This is a genomic window from Hyphomonas sp. BRH_c22 (assembly GCF_000961795.1).
In the GTDB taxonomy this organism is placed as follows: domain Bacteria; phylum Pseudomonadota; class Alphaproteobacteria; order Caulobacterales; family Hyphomonadaceae; genus Hyphomonas.
Window position 1 is genome coordinate 38765 of sequence record NZ_LADU01000137.1, and the last position, 17358, is coordinate 56122.

Consider the following 17358-nt stretch of genomic DNA (forward strand, 5'->3'; position numbering starts at 1 on the left):
CGTTAGCCAACTATTGAACAGACGTTGCGAAATCAGCACCCGACGTGCCCGACCGGGTTCTTAGTGTCAACATACGCTGTCAGCTCAGGCATCGCCGGCTGGACACAACACGGGAACATTGACGCCAATGGCGCTGACGCGCAAAAGCAGGGCATCCGCATCCGCTCAAGGCGACCCATGGCCCGTACCCCTGACAGACGCTTACCTGACCTGTCCTCTGGCAAGCCCCTGATCGTTATCGGAAATGGTCCCAGCTTGCGTGGTTTCGATTTCGACCGCCTTTCCGGCGTCGACACGCTGGGCATGAACGCTGCCTATCGTCACTGGGACCGCATCGACTGGCGCCCGACCCATTATGCCTGTCTTGACGACGCCCTGATCGACACCCACCGCAAGGAGATCCTGCGTCTCATCGAGGAAGGCCGCATCAACAGCTTCTTCCTGTCGGGCCGCATGCTTGAACTTGAGCCCGGACTTGCGGACCATCCGCGTGTCCGGTTCCTGGACGAATTTGTCCCGTTCTGGTTCAACGCCCGCGGTCGCCAGCATGGCCTCAGCCTGGTCGCAAGCCCGGCTTTTCTCACCCAACAGGACGCCTTCGTCACGACCGGCGCCTATTCCGTCCGCTATGGGGCGTTCCTCGGCTTTAGCCGTATCATTCTCATTGGTATCGACCTGACCTACCAGCCCATATCGGAGGCCGAAAAGGTGGACGATCTGCGCCTGGTGATGACGCAAACGCCGGCAAGCAACCCCAATTATTTTTTCGACGACTACCAGCGTGAGGGCGACGCGTTTCAGGTGCCCAATCCCGAAATCCACTCACAGGAACTGCATGTCGCCGCCTTCGAGGCCATTCGCGACGATTTCCTTCGCGAAGAGGTGCCCGTTGACCTGATCAATGCGAATCCCCGTTCGCGGCTCACAACCGACGCGATCCTGCCCTATGGTGACCTTGCACGTGAGCTTGACGAGCCCGCGCTCGGCTCGCTCATTGTGCCCCTGACCTATGGCGAACACGACCAGCTGCTCGCCAACCTGTGGCTCTGGACCCAGCCAGCCTTTTTCCCCTTCCTCGGCCGCCTGCCCGACCGGCGACCTGACCTCGTCTTTGTCTGCAACAACGCACTCGCCGCCAGCTGCGAGCCGCGTGTGCAGGCTTTCTTGGCAGGTGCCCAGCGGCTGCGGGCCTGCTTTGATCAGGTGCGGTTCGTCACTCTGAACCTGTCCGGTGACGCAGACCTTTACCGTCGGGAAAACCACGGGCCCCGCACCAGTCAAGGCTTCCGGGCCGGACCGAATAATGTCTTCTTCGGTGCCATGGACGCTGTGCGCGACCGGCCGGGATATTCGCTCTATGTTGAAACCGATTGCGTACCTGTCCGCCCGGACTGGCTCGGCCAGATCAACCGCCACCTGCAGGGCGCCGAGCCCGCCTGGGTCACGGGAAGCATCTATCGCGGGCCCGATGCGCTTGGACCGCGCGAAAAGCGCCATATCAACGGTAATGCGGTCTATGCGACGCATGACCCGGATTTTCAGCATTTCGTCGATGCGGTCTGGCGTCCGAGACTGGCCGAGCTTATCGTCCAACACCCCGAATTGCCGTTCGATTGTGTGATCGAAGCACTATACGAACTGGCCGACGGCCGCCTCGCCACTGACGATCCCGATTGGGAGCTCATGCGACATGCGAGTCACAAGTTCCGCTACTCTGCCCTGATCCCCAACCTGGCCGGCAGCGAGTGTTCCTTGCATGACCTGGCCGACCAACTTCATGAATTGTTACGGGCGTCACCTGATTCCTGCATCGTTCACTCGCGCCGGCTGGCCGATTTCATCGCCCCCCTTCGCAACAGCGGCGCAAAGACGACGGCGCTCGAGCTTATAGAGCTGATGCGGGAAGCGGCCGAAGGCCTGCCGCCCCGTCATGCGGCATCACGCCGTGACCGGAAGGTCCAGCATGGCTGGACAATGGCCCGTGTCCGCCAGGGCATCGTCCGGCGCCTGCCAACGCATCGCCGGGGCCTGGATTGATCGCCGCACACCGATTGCGAGCGCACGTTCCATGCCGTATTGGGCATGTAGCCGATGCCAACGCCGCCTGATTCCTGACTGGAAATATTTGAATGACCGACAGACCCAAAATCACGGCTCTCCTGCCGATGAAGGCCCACAGTGCGCGGGTGAAATCCAAGAATTTCCGCCTGATTGCCGGCAAACCACTGTTCCAGTGGATCCTCGACGCCCTGCTCGCGGTGCCGGAAATCGACAAGGTCGTGATCAATACGGACGCCCGCCACATCCTGGCCGACGAGGGCCTCTATGACAGTGAGCGCGTCCTCATCCGCGATCGCAAGCCGGAAATCTGTGGTGACTTCGTCTCGATGAACCTCGTGCTCGCCGACGATATCGCCAGCGTACCCTCAGACCATTACCTGATGACGCATACGACCAATCCGCTGCTGCAGCCGGAGACGATCAAGAGCATGATCGATCTCTATCTCAAGGCGGCAGAGGCGGGCACAGCCGATTCCCTCTTCACCGTGAACAAGATGCATACACGCTTTTACACAGAGACAGGCGAACCGATAAACCACGATCCGGACAACCTGATCCGCACGCAGGACCTGCCGCCCTATATGGAGGAGAATTCAGTCTGCTACCTGTTCAGCCCCGCCAGCTTCGCTGCCACGCAGGCCCGGATCGGCCGCAAGCCCATTCTCTTCCCGACGCCCCGTTTGCAATCGGTCGATATCGACGAAATTGCCGACTGGTTCATCGCCGAATCGCTGCTGCGGCGCGTCGCCGCCGGTGAACCCCTGCCAGAGGAAGCCTGATGTCCACTCCCCGCATCCTTGTCACCTGCCCGCCCATGCTCGGTCTGTTCGCCGAGTTCGCGGATGACTTTGCCGCGCATGGCCTTGAAGGCGTGCCTGCAAAAACCTCACAGGTCCTCAGCGAGGACGAGTTGATCGCTCTCCTGCCCGGCTTTGATGGCTGGATCATCGGCGACGACCCGGCCAGCCGCCGCGTTGTAACCGCTGCGAAAGAAGCCGGTCTCAAGGCGGCCGTGAAATGGGGGGTGGGCGTCGACAATGTCGATTTTGCCGCCTTCCGGGATCTCGGCCTGCCGGTCGAAAACACACCCGGCGTGTTCGGGGCCGAAGTCGCCGACGTCGCCCTTACCTACACGCTGGGCCTCGCCCGTGAGACATACCGTATCGACCGCGAGATCCGCGAGAAGAATGCCTGGCCCAAGCCCAGCGGCATCAGCATGACCGGCCGCACGGTCGCCCTTGTCGGCTTCGGAGATATTGGCCGCCAGACTGCAAAACGCATCCTCGCCTGCGGCAGCAAGGTCGTCGTTTACGACCCCTTCTACAAGCCGACCGAAGGCCTTGACGTGGAAACGGCCCAATGGCCCGAGCGCCTAGGCGAAGCCGATTTCCTGATCTTCACCTGCCCGCTGACGCCCGAGACGCGCGGCATGTTCAACGCCGATCTCCTTGGCAAGCTCCGCCCCGGCGTGCGTGTTGTCAACGTGGCGCGCGGCCCGGTCATCCAGGAGACCGCCCTGCTCGAAGGCCTGAAATCCGGCATCGTCCATTCGGCGGCGCTCGATGTTTTCGAGGTCGAGCCGCTGCCTGCCGATTCGCCTTTCCGAGCCTTTGACCAGTGCATCTTTGGCTCGCACAATGGCTCGAATTCTGCGGACGCAGTGCGCCGTGTCAGCCGGATAGCCATCGGCAAAATGGCCGGATTCCTCGGCACAGCCTGAGATTTCAAGCTGCAGGGCGGCTAACTTGTCCAACCTCATTCCAGGCATGGCACACTCCGGGGGAACAATCCCAGGGAGTGACAGATGGATTCGACCCCGCGCCTCGGCCTGCGCTATCTGCTGCCCAATCAGGCGCAGAAACATGTGACCTTGAACGAGGGGCTGCAGGCGCTCGACGTCATGACCAGCCTCAGCGTGCATTCGCGCGCGATCTCATCCGAGCCTGCCGCCGCCATGCCGATGGCGAAGCTTGTAAACGCTTACCGCCAGGCGGCACTTAGGAACCTGACAGTCGACCCCGGCTCGGGCACGAGCTGCAGTGAGAGGGTTTCGCCCCCCGCCAGTGCAGGAGACAGCCTGATTTCAATCGTCTTGCCGGCACGCGCAATCTCGTCCGGCAAGGCATCGCCGCTCACCCTGAGCCCGCCCGGATCGGAGTCAAATTCGAGGACAAGTCCGGTCTTCGGCTCTGCATCGTAATGGGCGAGGAAAAGCTGTGCGCCGGGCTGGACGAGCCCGTCCGCGCGAATGCCGAACACGCTCGGTCCGCTGCGGCGCAACCTGCGGCGCACCCGTTCACGCAGGCCCGCAGGCCACACCCGGTCAGCGGCGGCATGCACGAGGAAGGCACGGAATGTGCCCGATTGCGCCGCCTCCGGAGCGTGGCGGCTGATGATATCCTGCAATTCGCTGCGGCGGCGCTTGTTCAGCGAGGCCGTCTTTGTGTCCTCGCCCCACAGCACCATGGACATGGCCGCTTCCACAAAGTCGAACTTCGCGCCCGCTTCGTACATCCGGATCCATAGATCCCAGTCCATCGTGTAGTGCAGGTCGGCGTTCACCCCACCGACGCCTTCACACACAGCACGGCGAAAGAAACAGGACGGCTGCGAGATGATACCGGCCTGCAGCAGGCGCGGCCCCGGCGGCTCGACATTGAAATGATAGCCGGTCGTCGCGCCGGTCTCGTCAATGATGCTACTATGGCCGTAGATCACATCCAGGTCGGGCGCTTCGGCCAGCCGCGCACGCACCCGGTCCAGCGCTCCCGGCATGAGAATGTCATCGGCATTGAGCCAGCCGAGCCAGTCGCCCGGAACGTTTTTCCAGCCTTCTATGATCGCATCCGACTGCCCGCCATCCGGCCCGTGGCGCCGATATGACAGCCAGTCATCATGCGCATCCGCCAGCGCCCGGACACGCGGATCGCCGGAGGCATCAAGCAGCGCCACGGCAATACCGGGGCCCTGCGACCTCAGGCTGGCGATGCTGGCCGCCAGGAAAGGATGCCAGCTGCCGACCGGAACACTGAACGCGAATTGCGGCATGGGTCTATTTCCCCGCTGCCACAGGCCGGGCAGCCTGCCTATCCGTCCCGCGTGGCGGCCGCAGCGGCCGGATCACCGGGCGCCGGTCCAGAAGCCGTTTCGGGTTCCACGCCATGGCATAGACAAGCTCGCCGAGGCTGACCTGCCGCACGGGCGGCCCGAAACGGCGGTCCTTCCTGAGCCCCCCAAACCCCGCCAGCCCTGCAACGATCCCCCGCCACGTCGGCCCGGCCTGGCCTGTCTTGAGGCCGCGCAGCAGGATGGCCAGCGTGATCGCGATATGGCCCGGAAGCGTCAGGACCAGCAGCAGCGCTGGCGTATTTTTGGCATAGGTCCATATCCGGTTGCGTGTGCCGTGAAAGATGGCGAACGTGCTGGCCCGGCCGGAAATGCCACTGCCGGCATGACGGATCACGGCGTCTGGCAGGAACACGCACCGCTCCCCGGCCAGCCGCATGCGGTAGCCAAGATCGACATCCTCGCAATAACAGAAGAAGCGTTCGTCAAAGCCGCCATGGGCCTCGAATACGGTGCGCCTGAACACGGCCGATGCGCCGCATGGAGAGAAACACTCACCCTCAGCTAGTGGCGCGGCCGGCAAGCCAAAACCGCCGCGCCACGGAATGCCGAACCCGAGATAGCAGTCGCCTGCCCCGTCCATGATGGACGGATCATCCAGCGCATACTGGGCGCAGGCGAACATGCTGGCAACAGGATGACGCTCAGTGCCCGCCATCACACGCTCCAGCCAGTCCGGGTTTGCCACAGCATCCGGATTGAACAGCGCCAGCCACAGCGCTCCGCTTTGCTTTGCAGCGACATTGTTGCCTGCCGCAAAGCCCAAATTCCGGGATTGAGGAAAAAAACGGTAGCCTGGCACACCCTCGGTCTTCAGGTTGTCGACGGAGCCGTCAGTCGACGCATTGTCGACCAGCAGCACCTCAAAATCCCGGAAGGTCTGCGCTCGCAGGGAATCGAGCGCCTGCTGCAGGTACGCTTCGCCATTATAATTCACAATGATGACAGAGACGGCGACCATGTATGACATCTACTGGTGGAGCCCCTCTGGAAAGTCAAACCCCAGGAGCGGCTCCAGGGCTGGTCGCGAAGCTTGACAAGACCCAGCCAGTTGGCGACTTGTCTACCCAGTCCAAACCAAGCGCCGCAACACGGCGGCGACTGCCTCTTGAAACTCCAGCCGTGGCAGCCACGCCCATGTTTTACCCACAATCCATTCCTGAAGTTGTGCTGGTGAAACCAAAGCAATTTGGTGACGCGCGGGGCTATTTCATCGAGACCTACCGACAATCGGCATATGACGCCGCCGGGATCCCCGGCCCGTTCGTGCAGGACAATTATTCATTGTCCAGGGAAATTTACGTCCTGAGGGGCCTTCATTTTCAGGCCCACCCAAGTGCACAGGGGAAACTGGTTCGCTGCACTCAGGGCGCCATTTTCGACGTTGCCGTCGATATCCGTCGCGGATCTCCCACCTATGGACAGCATGTCAGCACGACGCTCAGCGCTGAAAACGGCTGGCAGCTGTTCATTCCCGTCGGGTTTGCCCACGGTTTCTGCACGCTGGCGCCCGATTGCGCCGTCGATTACAAGGTCACATCCTATTATGATCCCGCCAGCGACAAAGGCATCGCTTGGGACGACCCTGACATCGGCATCGACTGGCCCCTGAAGGGCCATCGGCCGGTCCTCTCGGACAAGGATGCGGAACAGCCACAACTCCGTGACCTGCAATCCTATTTCGATTATTTACCTGATTCAACCAAGCCGGGAGCGCCGACATGAAAATCATCGTCACAGGCGGCGCCGGTTTTATCGGATCGGCAGTTGTGCGCTACCTTGCCGGGGCGACCGATGCTTCTGTCACGGTCATCGACAAGCTGACCTATGCCGCCAACCTTGAATCGCTGCGCTCCGTGTCGTCTTCGCCGCGATACAAGCTGATCCAGCAAGACATTTGCAACGCCGACGCAATGCGGGATATCTTCGCCAGCGAACAGCCGGACCATGTCCTGCATCTCGCTGCCGAAAGCCACGTCGACAGGTCGATCTCAGGTTCGCGCGCTTTTGTCGAGACCAATATCATGGGCACTTACAACCTGCTTGAAGCGGCCCGGGCCTATTATGACAGCCTTGATGCCGACCGCAGGTCAGCCTTCCGCTTCCTCCATGTGTCGACCGACGAGGTCTACGGATCCCTGGGGCCGGAAGGCCTGTTCGTGGAAACGACCGCTTACGACCCTTCATCACCCTATTCGGCTTCGAAGGCCGCATCCGACCATCTTGTGAAGGCATGGCACCGCACCTATGGCCTGCCGCTAATCGTGTCGAATTGCTCCAATAATTACGGCCCTTACCACTTCCCGGAAAAGCTGATACCGCTGATGATCCTCAATGGGCTCGATGGCAAGGATCTGCCGGTCTACGGTGACGGCAGCAACATCCGCGATTGGCTGCATGTCGAAGACCATGCCCGCGCGCTCTGGCTGATCGTAACTCACGGTCGTATCGGCGAGACCTACAATGTCGGGGGGCGCAATGAACGCACGAATTTGCATGTGGTCGAAACCATCTGCGACGCGCTCGATTCCTTTGTCCCGACCGCCCGGTCACGCCGTGAACTCATCCGGTTCGTGCAGGACCGGCCTGGCCATGACCATCGCTATGCCATCGACGCCACAAAGCTCGAAGCTGAACTCGGCTGGCGCGCTGAGGAGACCTTCGACACCGGCATCTTCAAGACCGTGAAATGGTATCTCGACAATCCGGCTTGGTGGCAGCCCCTTCGCAAGTCGGTGTATTCAGGTGCACGCCTCGGCCTGCTCCCGGGCACGAAGAGCGAAATTCTCGCGAATTAATCACGACTGGAGTATCATTAAAGTGAAACTGCTTGTGATTGGCGGAGCAGGTCAGGTTGCGCGGGCCCTGCGAGAAACTGGCGCCGGAACTGGCTGCACCCTAGTGACGCAAGGTCGGCCTGGCCTCGACCTTCTGGATCCGGCATCGGTCTCTGCGGCGCTTGCGCGCTATGCACCGGACCTTGTCATCAATGCCGCTGCGTATACGGCGGTCGACACTGCCGAATCCGATTCGGCCGCAGCCACGGCGCTTAATGACACCGCCGCTGCCGATCTGGCGCGTGCCACCGGCGCGCGATCTATTCCGTTGATCCACATCTCGACCGATTATGTCTTCGATGGCACGGCAAGGCGTCCATATCGCGAAGACGACCCCATATCGCCACTCGGCGTGTACGGCCGCTCCAAGTTGGACGGGGAGCGCGCTGTCGCGGCGCTCAACCCGCAGCACCTGATTGTACGCACCGCTTGGGTGTACAGCCCTTTCGGCAGGAATTTCGTCAAGACCATGTTGCGGCTGGCCACGAGCCAGGACGAGGTGGCGGTCGTCGCCGATCAGGTCGGCAACCCCACCAGCGCCCATGCCCTTGCCAGGACGCTGCTGGAAATGGCCCATCGTATCCACCGCCAGCCGGACGAAGCGCTGTTTGGCCTCTATCATGTCAGCGGCATGGGCGACGCAAGCTGGGCTGAGCTTGCAGAGCACGTTTTCGCCGTAAGCGCTGCGCTTGGCGGACCTTCTGCCAGCGTATCACGTATACTAACATCCGAGTATCCAACACCGGTCACCCGACCGGCAAACTCCCGTCTCGATTGCGCGAAACTGCAGCGAGTGTTTGGCCAGCGGTTGCCCGCATGGCAGGAAGGCGTCCAAGACGTGACGTCGCGGCTCATCAAAGAGGAAAGCTACAGCACATGAAAGGCATTATTCTTGCTGGCGGCAAAGGCACTCGATTATATCCGATCACGCGCGGTGTCTCCAAGCAATTGCTCCCGGTCTATGACAAGCCGCTGGTCTTCCATCCGATCACCACGCTGATGCTCGCCGGGATCCGCGAGATCCTGATCATATCCACCCCGACAGCCTTACCGCTCTACCGCGAATTGCTCGGCTCGGGTAACGACTGGAACATGGCGTTCCACTATGCCGAACAAGCCGAAGCCCGCGGCCTCGCGGAGGCCTTCCTGATCGGCGCTGATTTTGTCGGAGGCAAGCCAAGTGCGCTCGCCCTTGGCGACAACATGTTCTACGGGGCAGGGCTCAGCGGGCAATTGAACGCGGCAGGAAAGATCACTTCCGGTGCCGAGATATTCGCCTGCAAGGTCACGAACCCCACCGAGTTTGGCATCGTCGAGATCGATACCCACGGCCAGGCCCTGTCAATCGAAGAGAAACCGGAAGTCCCAAAAAGCACCTGGGCTGTCACGGGCCTTTATTTCTATGACAAGGATGTCGTCGATATCGCTCGAGACGTTAAACCATCCGCGCGTGGCGAGCTTGAAATCACCTCCGTGAATGATGTCTACCTGCACCGCGGTGATCTCAACGTGAACAAACTGGCGCGCGGTACAGCCTGGCTCGATGCCGGCACTTTCGATGGCCTACTGCAAGCGGCGCAATTCGTTCAAACGCTCGAAAAGCGGCAGGGCCTGAAGATTGCCTGCCCCGAAGAAGTCGCCTGGCGTATGGGCTTCATCGACGACGAGCAGCTGCTGAAGCTCTCTGCGGGATATAGAAACGAGTACGGTTACTACTTGTCCTCGCTCCTGAAGGGCTAGCACCGGCCCCCGCAGCGTCGGATTGCGTAATGGACTGTGATTTGCGCAGCGCCGGGCAAGACCGTATCGGCGGGGCAAAGGATCCCGTCGCCACGACTGAAACAAGGACGACAAGCCATGCACCTCCCCTTCATCGACCTGCAAGCCCAGCGCAAACGCATCGAGACCGAGATCAACACGGCCATACAGGGCGTGGTCGAAAGCGGGCGCTATGTTCTCGGCCCGGAAGTGACCGAATTGGAACGCCAGCTCGCGGCGTGGTGCAGCGCATCACACGCGGTCAGCTGCGCCAATGGCACCGATGCGCTCGCCCTGGCCCTGATGGCCTGGGAGCTAAAACCCGGTGATGCCGTGTTCTGCCCGAGCTTTACCTTTGTCGCCACGGCGCAGGTCGTTCCCTGGCTCGGCGCCACACCTGTCTTTGTCGATATTGATGCGGCGACCTACAACATGGATCCGGCATCCCTGCGCGCTGAAATCGAACGGACGGTCAGCGAGGGCAAGCTCAAGCCGAAAGTCGTGATTGCCGTTGACCTGTTCGGCCAGCCCGCAAATTACCCTGAAATCAAGGCGGTATGCGACGAGTTCGGGCTGAAGCTGATTGCCGACACCGCGCAGGGCTTTGGCTGCACGCTGAACGGAAAACACCCGTCCGACTGGGCCGATATTGCCACGACCAGCTTCTTTCCGGCCAAGCCACTTGGCTGCTACGGTGACGGCGGGGCTATCGTGACCAATGATGCCGCACTGGCCGAACGCATTGAATCCCTTCGGGTTTATGGCAAGGTCACGCCCACCGATGCGGCCACGCGCAACTTCCACCACGACCCCAAATATCTCAGCCTGCGGGTTGGCATGAACTCGCGCCTCGACACGATCCAGGCCGCCATCCTGCTCGAAAAGCTCAAGATTTTCGCTGACGAGATCGACCGCCGGCAAGTGGTCGCAGATCGCTATGCCGAGGGGCTTCGTGGGGGTGTGAAGGGTGTTCCGGTGGTGATTGAGGGCGGCCGGTCGGTCTGGGCGCAATATGTCATCGAGCATGACAACCGCGACGGCCTGCAGGCCCACCTCACCGCCCAGGGCATTCCGAGCATGGTCTATTATCCGGTCCCGATCCACCAGCAGGATTTCGCGCTGCGCTTTGCGCCGCCGGAAGGCCATCTCAAGGTCACCGAAGCTGCCAGCCGGCACGTGCTCGCCCTGCCGATGCATCCCTATCTGGGCGAGGCCGACCAGGATCGCGTGATCGACGCCGTTCTCGGCTTCAACGGCTGAGCCAACCCTTTCCGAACAGAATTTAACCGGCGCGCAGGCCCTTGCCGCGTTGCCTTTGCCTGCGCGTCATGCTAACGCCCGCATAAACATATAAAGGAACATTGATATGGCCAAGGACTACCACGTCGCCGACATCAAGCTGGCTGAATACGGCAACAAGGAAATCGCCATTGCCGAGACTGAAATGCCGGGCCTGATGGCCGCGCGCGAAGAATTCGGCCCGACGCAGCCGCTCAAGGGCGCGCGCATCTGCGGCTCGCTCCACATGACGATCCAGACGGCGGTCCTGATCCAGACGCTCGAAGCCCTTGGCGCAAAGGTGCGCTGGGTTTCGTGCAACATCTATTCGACGCAGGACCACGCCGCCGCCGCCATCGCCGCCAACGGCACGCCGGTCTTTGCCTACAAGGGCGAAACGCTTGAAGAATACTGGGACTATACCGACCGCATGTTCCAGTGGCCGGACGGCGAAGGCCCGAACCTGATCCTCGACGATGGCGGCGATGCCACCATGTACCTGATCCTCGGCGAGCGCGCTGAAAGCGATCCGGCTTTCCTCGAAAAGCCAGGCTCGGAAGAAGAGAAATTCCTGTTCGCGCAGATCAAGAAGCGCATGAAAGCCAGCCCCGGCTGGTTCGCCAAGACCAAGGCCGGCATCCGCGGCGTGTCCGAAGAGACGACGACCGGCGTCAACCGCCTGTACCAGCTGGAAAAGAAGGGCGAACTCCCCTTCCCGGCGATCAACGTCAACGACTCGGTCACCAAGTCCAAGTTCGACAACAAGTATGGTTGTAAAGAGTCGCTCGTTGACGCGATCCGCCGCGGCACGGACGTGATGATGGCCGGCAAGAAGGCCTTCGTCGCCGGCTATGGCGATGTGGGCAAAGGCTCGGCCGCCTCGCTCGCCGGTGCCGGCGCGCGCGTGTCGGTGTCCGAGATCGACCCGATCTGTGCCCTCCAGGCTGCCATGGACGGCTATGACGTCCTCACCATGGACGAAGCCGCCTCGAAGTTCGACATCTTCGTCACCGCGACCGGCAACAAGGACATCCTGACCGTCGACCACATGCGGGCGATGAAGGACATGGCCATTGTCTGCAACATTGGCCACTTCGACAACGAGATCCAGGTCGAAGGCCTGCGCAATTTCGAATGGACGAACATCAAGCCACAGGTCGATATGATCACCTTCCCGGATGGCAAGCGTATCCTGCTGCTGTCGGAAGGCCGCCTGGTAAACCTCGGCAATGCCACCGGCCACCCGAGCTTCGTCATGTCCGCCTCGTTCACCAACCAGACGCTGGCCCAGATCGAACTTCACCTGCGCGCCGACGAATACGAGAACAAGGTCTACACGCTGCCCAAGCATCTCGACGAGAAAGTGGCGATGCTCCACCTCGACAAGCTCGGCGTGAAACTGACCGAACTGTCGGGCGAACAGGCCGCCTATATCGGCGTCACCACCGAAGGCCCGTTCAAGCCGGAACACTACCGCTACTAGGCGGTATCCCGGCGGCGAATGAGTCAGGAACACATCCTTACGCTGGCCTGCCCTGACCGGGTCGGACTGGTCGCCACGCTGGCAAGGCTGATGGAGCGGCACGGCTGCTTCATCGCCTCGTCTCGCACCTTTGGCGATCCGGATACCGGGCAGTTCTGTGCCCGGCTCGTGTTCCAGTCCGAAGCGGACGACGCCGTGCCGGACGGCCTGCGGACCGACCTTGAATCGGCTGCGGGCGACCTGGACGCCACGTGGGGCATCCATACGGCCCGCCAGCCAGTCAAAACGCTCCTGCTGGTTTCCAAGTCGGACCATTGCGCCAACACGCTTCTCTATGCGGCGCGCCGGGGCGAGCTGCCGATCGCGCCGGTCGGCATCCTGTCCAACCACACGACGCTCGAAGCAGGCTTCGCCCATTGGAACCTGCCCTTCTTCCATGTGCCCGTGACGGCCGGCACGAAAGCAGAGGCTGAGCAGCGCCTGTTCGAACTAATCGATGAAACCGGCGCCGAGCTGGTCGTGCTTGCCCGTTACATGCAGGTGCTGAGCAATGACGCCTGCGCGCGCCTCGCCGGGCGCTGCATCAATATCCACCATTCCTTCCTGCCGAGCTTCAAGGGCGCCCAGCCCTATCACCAGGCGCATACGCGCGGCGTGAAGGTGATCGGCGCGTCGGCCCATTACGTCACGACCGATCTCGATGAAGGCCCGATCATCACGCAGGCCACCGAAGGCGTGGACCATACGTTCAGCCCGGCTGACATGATCGAACTGGGCCGCCATCTTGAAGGCACCGCGCTGCTGCGCGCCGTCAAGGCGCATGCCGAGCACAGAATTTTTATCAACGCTGGCAAGACGGTTGTCTTTGCCCGATAGTCCCGACCGCACCGCTTCCGAGGAAACACTGCAATGAAGATGAACGATTTTGAATTTACCAGCGAGAGCGTCGCAGAAGGCCACCCGGACAAGGTCTCCGACCAGATTTCCGACGCCATTGTTGACCTGTTCCTGACGAAGGACCCGACGGCCAAGGTGGCTGTCGAAACGCTGACCACGACCAACCGGGTCGTTCTGGCCGGCGAAGTGCGCACGAACAATGGCGCCGTCGTGACCCATGATGAGATGATCCAGACCGCCCGCGATGTGGTCAAGAAGATCGGCTATGAACAGGACGGCTTCCACTGGGAAAAGATGGACGTCAACTGCTATGTCCACGGACAGTCTGCCGAGATCGCGCAGGGCGTCGAGGAAGGCCAGGGCCTGTTCACCGAGGAAGGCGCAGGCGACCAGGGCATCATGTTCGGCTATGCCGCCGACGAGACGCCCGAGCTGATGCCCGCCACGCTCGTCTATTCCCACCAGATCCTGCAGAAGATGGCCGCGCTGCGCCATTCCGGCGAGCGGCCGGAATTCGAACCTGACGCCAAGAGCCAGGTGACGCTGCGCTATGTCGATGAAAAGCCGGTCGGCGTGAACGCCATCGTGGTTTCGACCCAGCACAAGGCCAGCGCGACACTGGAAGAGCTGCGCGAACTCGTGCGCCCGATCGTGCAGGGCGTGCTGCCCGAGGGCTGGTTCCCGCCCGAAGACAAGTTCTATGTCAATCCGACCGGCAAGTTCGTCATCGGCGGACCTGACGGCGACGCCGGCCTCACCGGCCGCAAGATCATTGTCGACACCTATGGCGGCGCAGCCCCGCATGGCGGCGGCGCCTTCTCGGGCAAGGATCCGTCCAAGGTCGACCGTTCGGCCGCCTATGCCACGCGCTATCTCGCCAAGAACGTGGTCGCCTCCGGTCTCGCCAAACGCTGCACGATCCAGGTGTCATACGCCATCGGCGTGTCGCAGCCCCTGTCGGTCTATGTCGACACGCACGGCACGGGCCTCGCCGATGAGGCCCGTATCGCAAAAACCCTGCGCGATCTGTTCGATCTCTCGCCAAAGGGCATCCGCACGCACCTGAAGCTGAACAACCCGATCTATGCCGGCACGGCCGCCTATGGCCATTTCGGCCGGGCGCCGGGCAAGGATGGCACGTTTACATGGGAAAAGACGGACCTCATCGACGAACTCAAACGCCTGATCAACTAGGCTGGCGCCCGGCGCTTCGGCGCCGGGCCGTCACATCGTGATCGTGATCTGGGTGATGCGGGTGCGCTCTACGCCGCCGCAGACAATGCTGATCGCCTCGCGCTTCGCCTTGCCGGCGGGTTCGCGATAGCTCGCATGCCCGGGCACGGCCGGGCCGCCCGGCGACAGTTCGAGCGTGAGCAGGCCGCGCGTGCCGGACGGCACGGGCGTCAACAGCCAGGCGCGGTCATCGTCAAGCGACAGCGCCACGATCATCTTGTGATCGCCCGAACCAATCCTTGGCATCTGGTCCACCCAGGCTGTGGCGCGGGTGACCGGCGGGCAGTCTGCAGCGGGTTTCGCTGCCAGCATATTGCTCCACAGCGTGCAGGCACCAAGCGGCGCCAGCAATAGCGACAGGAGACCGGCGCGCCTCACCATTTCGTGCCCACGGCGAACCAGGCAACACTTTCATCCTCTGAACCGCTGATATGGTTGGGCGATGTCGACAGCGCCGCCGAGGCTTCCCCCGTCCAGTCGCCGAACAGTCTGAACCGGTAACGGGTTTCATAATCGATCTGGCGGCCGCTCGGTGTCAGGCCCGCCTCAATGTCGGACTGCACGATGAAGCCCCGCTCGTCCATGCCGGTGGGCGCCAGGAAGCGGATCGTGCCCGTTTCGGCCCGGCGCGGCTGCGCAATGACAAGGCTGAGCGCGCCCGGTCCGGTCGGATAGGCAGCGCCCACCGACCAGCGGCTGGTCCAGATATCGCGGCTGTCGATGCCCGGCAGATCGACGCTCGCCATTTCCATGCCCGAAGACAGGGTCAGGCGTCCGAACGGGTTCCATTCGCCTTCCAGCAAATAGGCGGTCATGTCCGTCTGGTCGGATTCGCCGAAACGGTCCTGCAGGCTGCCGCCCAGCGCGGTTTGCGTGTCAGAAGCCGACGAGATGCCGGCCCGGACGGACCAGAACCGGGCATCGCGGCCAAGGCTGACGCCTGTCAGCGAGCGCGTCTCCTCCGTGGCGGTGAACAGGTCCATTGTCAGGCCGAACGCGGTCTCGTGGCTGACGCGGGCCCAGTTGCCGCTGGTCGAGAAGGCATTGCCGATCCCGGGCTCGTTGAACAGGGTGACATCCGGCGCGAGGCGGGAAATGCCGCCGCCCCGGCCGAACTCGACCTCGCCGCCATTGAAGCTGTAGGCCGCCTGGAAATTCGTGACGGGGTCTGCCTGATACGGCGCCAGCCGGTCTTCCTGAACACGCGGCGTGAACCAGGCAAGGGAGAGGTCACCCACCGCGACGGCGCGCGACTGGCTGGCGGCCCAGTCGGCCCGCGTGTTCATGTCGACCACCCGCGATCCGAGCAGCCCTTTGGGCAGGCGTTTCGCCGTCGCGTCGGCATCGAGCCGGAAACCGCGATCATACTTGTCCTGGAAGACGAGCCCGTTGAACGCGCCGGAATTGGAAGCCCAGTCTCCAAAAGCGCCGCCGGACGGCGCCAGCGCTTCGCCCAGGCTGACGCGGTCGACCGAGATGCTGAGCGTCTGCTGGCCCTGCGGGCGGAACGCCTCGGCGAGGTTCATGATGCCGACACCCGAAACCGAATCCGCGCCCGCGCCCGCGATCGCGCCTGTGATCAGGTCGGGGCTCGCATCGACATAATCGTCAGCCGTATCGAGCAGGATCTGCAAGGCCAGTTCCGGGTTCTGCTTCAGGTTCGGGAAGGCATCCAGCAGCAGCGCCAGCGCGCCAGCCACATAGGGCGCGGAGAAGGACGTGCCGGATACACGGTAATAGTCACCCTCAGAATCGGCATCATTGGTAGGATCGCCCGGAAACATGATGTCGTCATCCAGACCGGTCGTGACGATGCCCTCACCGGGTGCCATCAGGTAATAGTTCTTTGTCGCTTCGCCAGCGCGGTTGGAGAAGTCAGAAATCGTTCGGCTTGTATCGATCGAGCCGACGGCCACGACACGGCCAAGCGAGGCAGCCTCGCCCGCTATGTAGGCCGGCTCGGACGGTGTCTGGCCAACAGCATCGACCGGATTGCCCATGTCGTCCGTCCCGGCCGGTTCTGCATCATTGCCGGCTGAAATCACGACGAGTATGCCCGCCTGGGCCGCCCGCCGCACGGCGTTTTCGAGGGTCGGGTCTGTATCGACATCGCCGCCCAGCGACATGTTGATGATGGTCACGCCCTGCGCGATGGCATGATCGATCGCCCTGACGAGGCTGCTGTCGGCAAATGAGCAGCCTTCATCCTCTCCGGTCCGGGCACAGCTGCCCGGCGAGTCGGCGCGGATATCGAGGACGGACGCTTCATAGGCAATGCCCTGGATCCCGTTCGCCACGTTGTCATCGGCCGTTGTCCGGAAATCATCCTGGCGCACGGCCGCAATCACACCCGTGACCAGCGTGCCATGGCCGCCCGTGTCAATATCGCCCGGCTGGCGGACCTGCGTGATCGAATCCCCGGCACTGTCATAACCGGGACAGGCCGTGCTGGCGCAGACGTCGAATGTGGTGATCGAGGCGCCGTCGAAATCGGGATGATCGGTGATCGAGCCGGTATCGATGACAGCCACCTTGATGCCCTGCCCCGTCGCGCCGATCGCATAGGCCGATGACGCGCCGATCATCGGCAAGCCGACCGTTGCACTGTACTCGCGCGTCTCGAAGGCGGACGGCGGCGCAATCGTGGCCGGGAAGGGTGGCGGCGGGGGCGGTGGAGGTGGCGGG

Annotated in this window: 15 protein-coding genes; 11 read left to right on the top strand and 4 right to left on the bottom strand. The window is 62.3% G+C overall.

Annotation, left to right across the window (positions count from 1 at the left end):
* Positions 1–177: 177 nt before the first annotated feature.
* The 3 genes from VR74_RS19535 (at position 178) to VR74_RS19545 (ending at position 3781) form a co-directional block, all read left to right on the top strand.
* The gene (locus VR74_RS19535) at positions 178–2037 is read left to right on the top strand and encodes a hypothetical protein (RefSeq protein ID WP_045699682.1); all 1860 of its coding nucleotides are present in this window, start codon (positions 178–180) and stop codon (positions 2035–2037) included.
* Between the two features lie 92 nt (positions 2038–2129).
* Positions 2130–2840 carry an acylneuraminate cytidylyltransferase family protein gene (locus VR74_RS19540; protein WP_299951429.1) on the top strand — a complete coding sequence of 237 codons (711 nt, stop codon included), beginning with the start codon at positions 2130–2132 and terminating at the stop codon, positions 2838–2840.
* The gene (locus VR74_RS19545; RefSeq protein ID WP_045699684.1) at positions 2840–3781 is read left to right on the top strand and encodes a phosphoglycerate dehydrogenase; all 942 of its coding nucleotides are present in this window, start codon (positions 2840–2842) and stop codon (positions 3779–3781) included. Before VR74_RS19540 ends, VR74_RS19545 begins: the two co-directional genes overlap by 1 nt.
* A 260-nt stretch (positions 3782–4041) precedes the next feature.
* Here VR74_RS19545 and VR74_RS21405 read toward each other — a convergent pair whose 3' ends face one another.
* Both VR74_RS21405 and VR74_RS19555 read right to left on the bottom strand, forming a co-directional pair.
* Positions 4042–5109 carry a glycosyltransferase gene (locus VR74_RS21405; RefSeq protein ID WP_299951432.1) on the bottom strand — a complete coding sequence of 356 codons (1068 nt, stop codon included), beginning with the start codon at positions 5107–5109 and terminating at the stop codon, positions 4042–4044.
* A gap of 4 nt (positions 5110–5113) precedes the next feature.
* Positions 5114–6157 (bottom strand): glycosyltransferase family 2 protein, encoded by a 1044-nt coding sequence (locus tag VR74_RS19555; protein ID WP_045699685.1) that lies wholly within the window; start codon positions 6155–6157, stop codon positions 5114–5116.
* 167 nt (positions 6158–6324) lie between these two features.
* Here VR74_RS19555 and rfbC point away from each other — a divergent pair, with 167 nt between their 5' ends.
* The 8 genes from rfbC to metK all read left to right on the top strand — a co-directional run bounded on the left by rfbC (position 6325) and on the right by metK (position 14634).
* Positions 6325–6912, top strand: coding sequence for a dTDP-4-dehydrorhamnose 3,5-epimerase (gene rfbC / locus VR74_RS19560; protein WP_045699687.1), 588 nt, complete (start codon positions 6325–6327; stop codon positions 6910–6912).
* Complete coding sequence (rfbB, locus tag VR74_RS19565) at positions 6909–7985, top strand: dTDP-glucose 4,6-dehydratase (protein ID WP_045699688.1); 1077 nt, start codon at positions 6909–6911, stop codon at positions 7983–7985. Before rfbC ends, rfbB begins: the two co-directional genes overlap by 4 nt.
* Positions 7986–8007: 22 nt before the next feature.
* On the top strand, positions 8008–8904 hold the full coding sequence (gene rfbD / locus VR74_RS19570) for a dTDP-4-dehydrorhamnose reductase (protein ID WP_045699689.1): 897 nt from the start codon (positions 8008–8010) through the stop codon (positions 8902–8904).
* Positions 8901–9764, top strand: coding sequence for a glucose-1-phosphate thymidylyltransferase RfbA (rfbA, locus tag VR74_RS19575; protein ID WP_045699691.1), 864 nt, complete (start codon positions 8901–8903; stop codon positions 9762–9764). Before rfbD ends, rfbA begins: the two co-directional genes overlap by 4 nt.
* A gap of 117 nt (positions 9765–9881) precedes the next feature.
* On the top strand, positions 9882–11042 hold the full coding sequence (locus VR74_RS19580; protein ID WP_045699693.1) for a DegT/DnrJ/EryC1/StrS aminotransferase family protein: 1161 nt from the start codon (positions 9882–9884) through the stop codon (positions 11040–11042).
* Between the two features lie 100 nt (positions 11043–11142).
* A complete protein-coding gene (gene ahcY, locus VR74_RS19585; RefSeq protein WP_366462933.1) occupies positions 11143–12543 on the top strand; it encodes an adenosylhomocysteinase in 1401 nt (466 codons plus the stop codon).
* Positions 12544–12561: 18 nt separating this feature from the next.
* Positions 12562–13419, top strand: coding sequence for a formyltetrahydrofolate deformylase (locus VR74_RS19590; RefSeq protein ID WP_045699697.1), 858 nt, complete (start codon positions 12562–12564; stop codon positions 13417–13419).
* Positions 13420–13452: 33 nt separating this feature from the next.
* Positions 13453–14634: a methionine adenosyltransferase gene (metK, locus tag VR74_RS19595; protein WP_045699699.1), complete on the top strand. Its 1182-nt coding sequence runs from the start codon at positions 13453–13455 to the stop codon at positions 14632–14634.
* A gap of 30 nt (positions 14635–14664) precedes the next feature.
* Here metK and VR74_RS19600 read toward each other — a convergent pair whose 3' ends face one another.
* Positions 14665–15054 (bottom strand): hypothetical protein, encoded by a 390-nt coding sequence (locus VR74_RS19600; protein ID WP_045699701.1) that lies wholly within the window; start codon positions 15052–15054, stop codon positions 14665–14667.
* Positions 15048–17358: S8 family peptidase (locus VR74_RS19605; protein WP_299951435.1), on the bottom strand; the 2311-nt coding region annotated here is incomplete at its 5' end. The genes VR74_RS19600 and VR74_RS19605, both read right to left, overlap by 7 nt.

Coding starts and splice junctions, on each gene's coding strand:
- VR74_RS19535 (WP_045699682.1), top strand. CDS start 178: ATGGCCCGTACCCCTGACAGACGCTTACCTGACCTGTCCTCTGGCAAG.
- VR74_RS19540 (WP_299951429.1), top strand. CDS start 2,130: ATGACCGACAGACCCAAAATCACGGCTCTCCTGCCGATGAAGGCCCAC.
- VR74_RS19545 (WP_045699684.1), top strand. CDS start 2,840: ATGTCCACTCCCCGCATCCTTGTCACCTGCCCGCCCATGCTCGGTCTG.
- VR74_RS21405 (WP_299951432.1), bottom strand. CDS start 5,109: ATGCCGCAATTCGCGTTCAGTGTTCCGGTCGGCAGCTGGCATCCTTTC.
- VR74_RS19555 (WP_045699685.1), bottom strand. CDS start 6,157: ATGTCATACATGGTCGCCGTCTCTGTCATCATTGTGAATTATAATGGC.
- rfbC (WP_045699687.1), top strand. CDS start 6,325: ATGTTTTACCCACAATCCATTCCTGAAGTTGTGCTGGTGAAACCAAAG.
- rfbB (WP_045699688.1), top strand. CDS start 6,909: ATGAAAATCATCGTCACAGGCGGCGCCGGTTTTATCGGATCGGCAGTT.
- rfbA (WP_045699691.1), top strand. CDS start 8,901: ATGAAAGGCATTATTCTTGCTGGCGGCAAAGGCACTCGATTATATCCG.
- VR74_RS19580 (WP_045699693.1), top strand. CDS start 9,882: ATGCACCTCCCCTTCATCGACCTGCAAGCCCAGCGCAAACGCATCGAG.
- VR74_RS19590 (WP_045699697.1), top strand. CDS start 12,562: ATGAGTCAGGAACACATCCTTACGCTGGCCTGCCCTGACCGGGTCGGA.
- metK (WP_045699699.1), top strand. CDS start 13,453: ATGAAGATGAACGATTTTGAATTTACCAGCGAGAGCGTCGCAGAAGGC.
- VR74_RS19600 (WP_045699701.1), bottom strand. CDS start 15,054: ATGGTGAGGCGCGCCGGTCTCCTGTCGCTATTGCTGGCGCCGCTTGGT.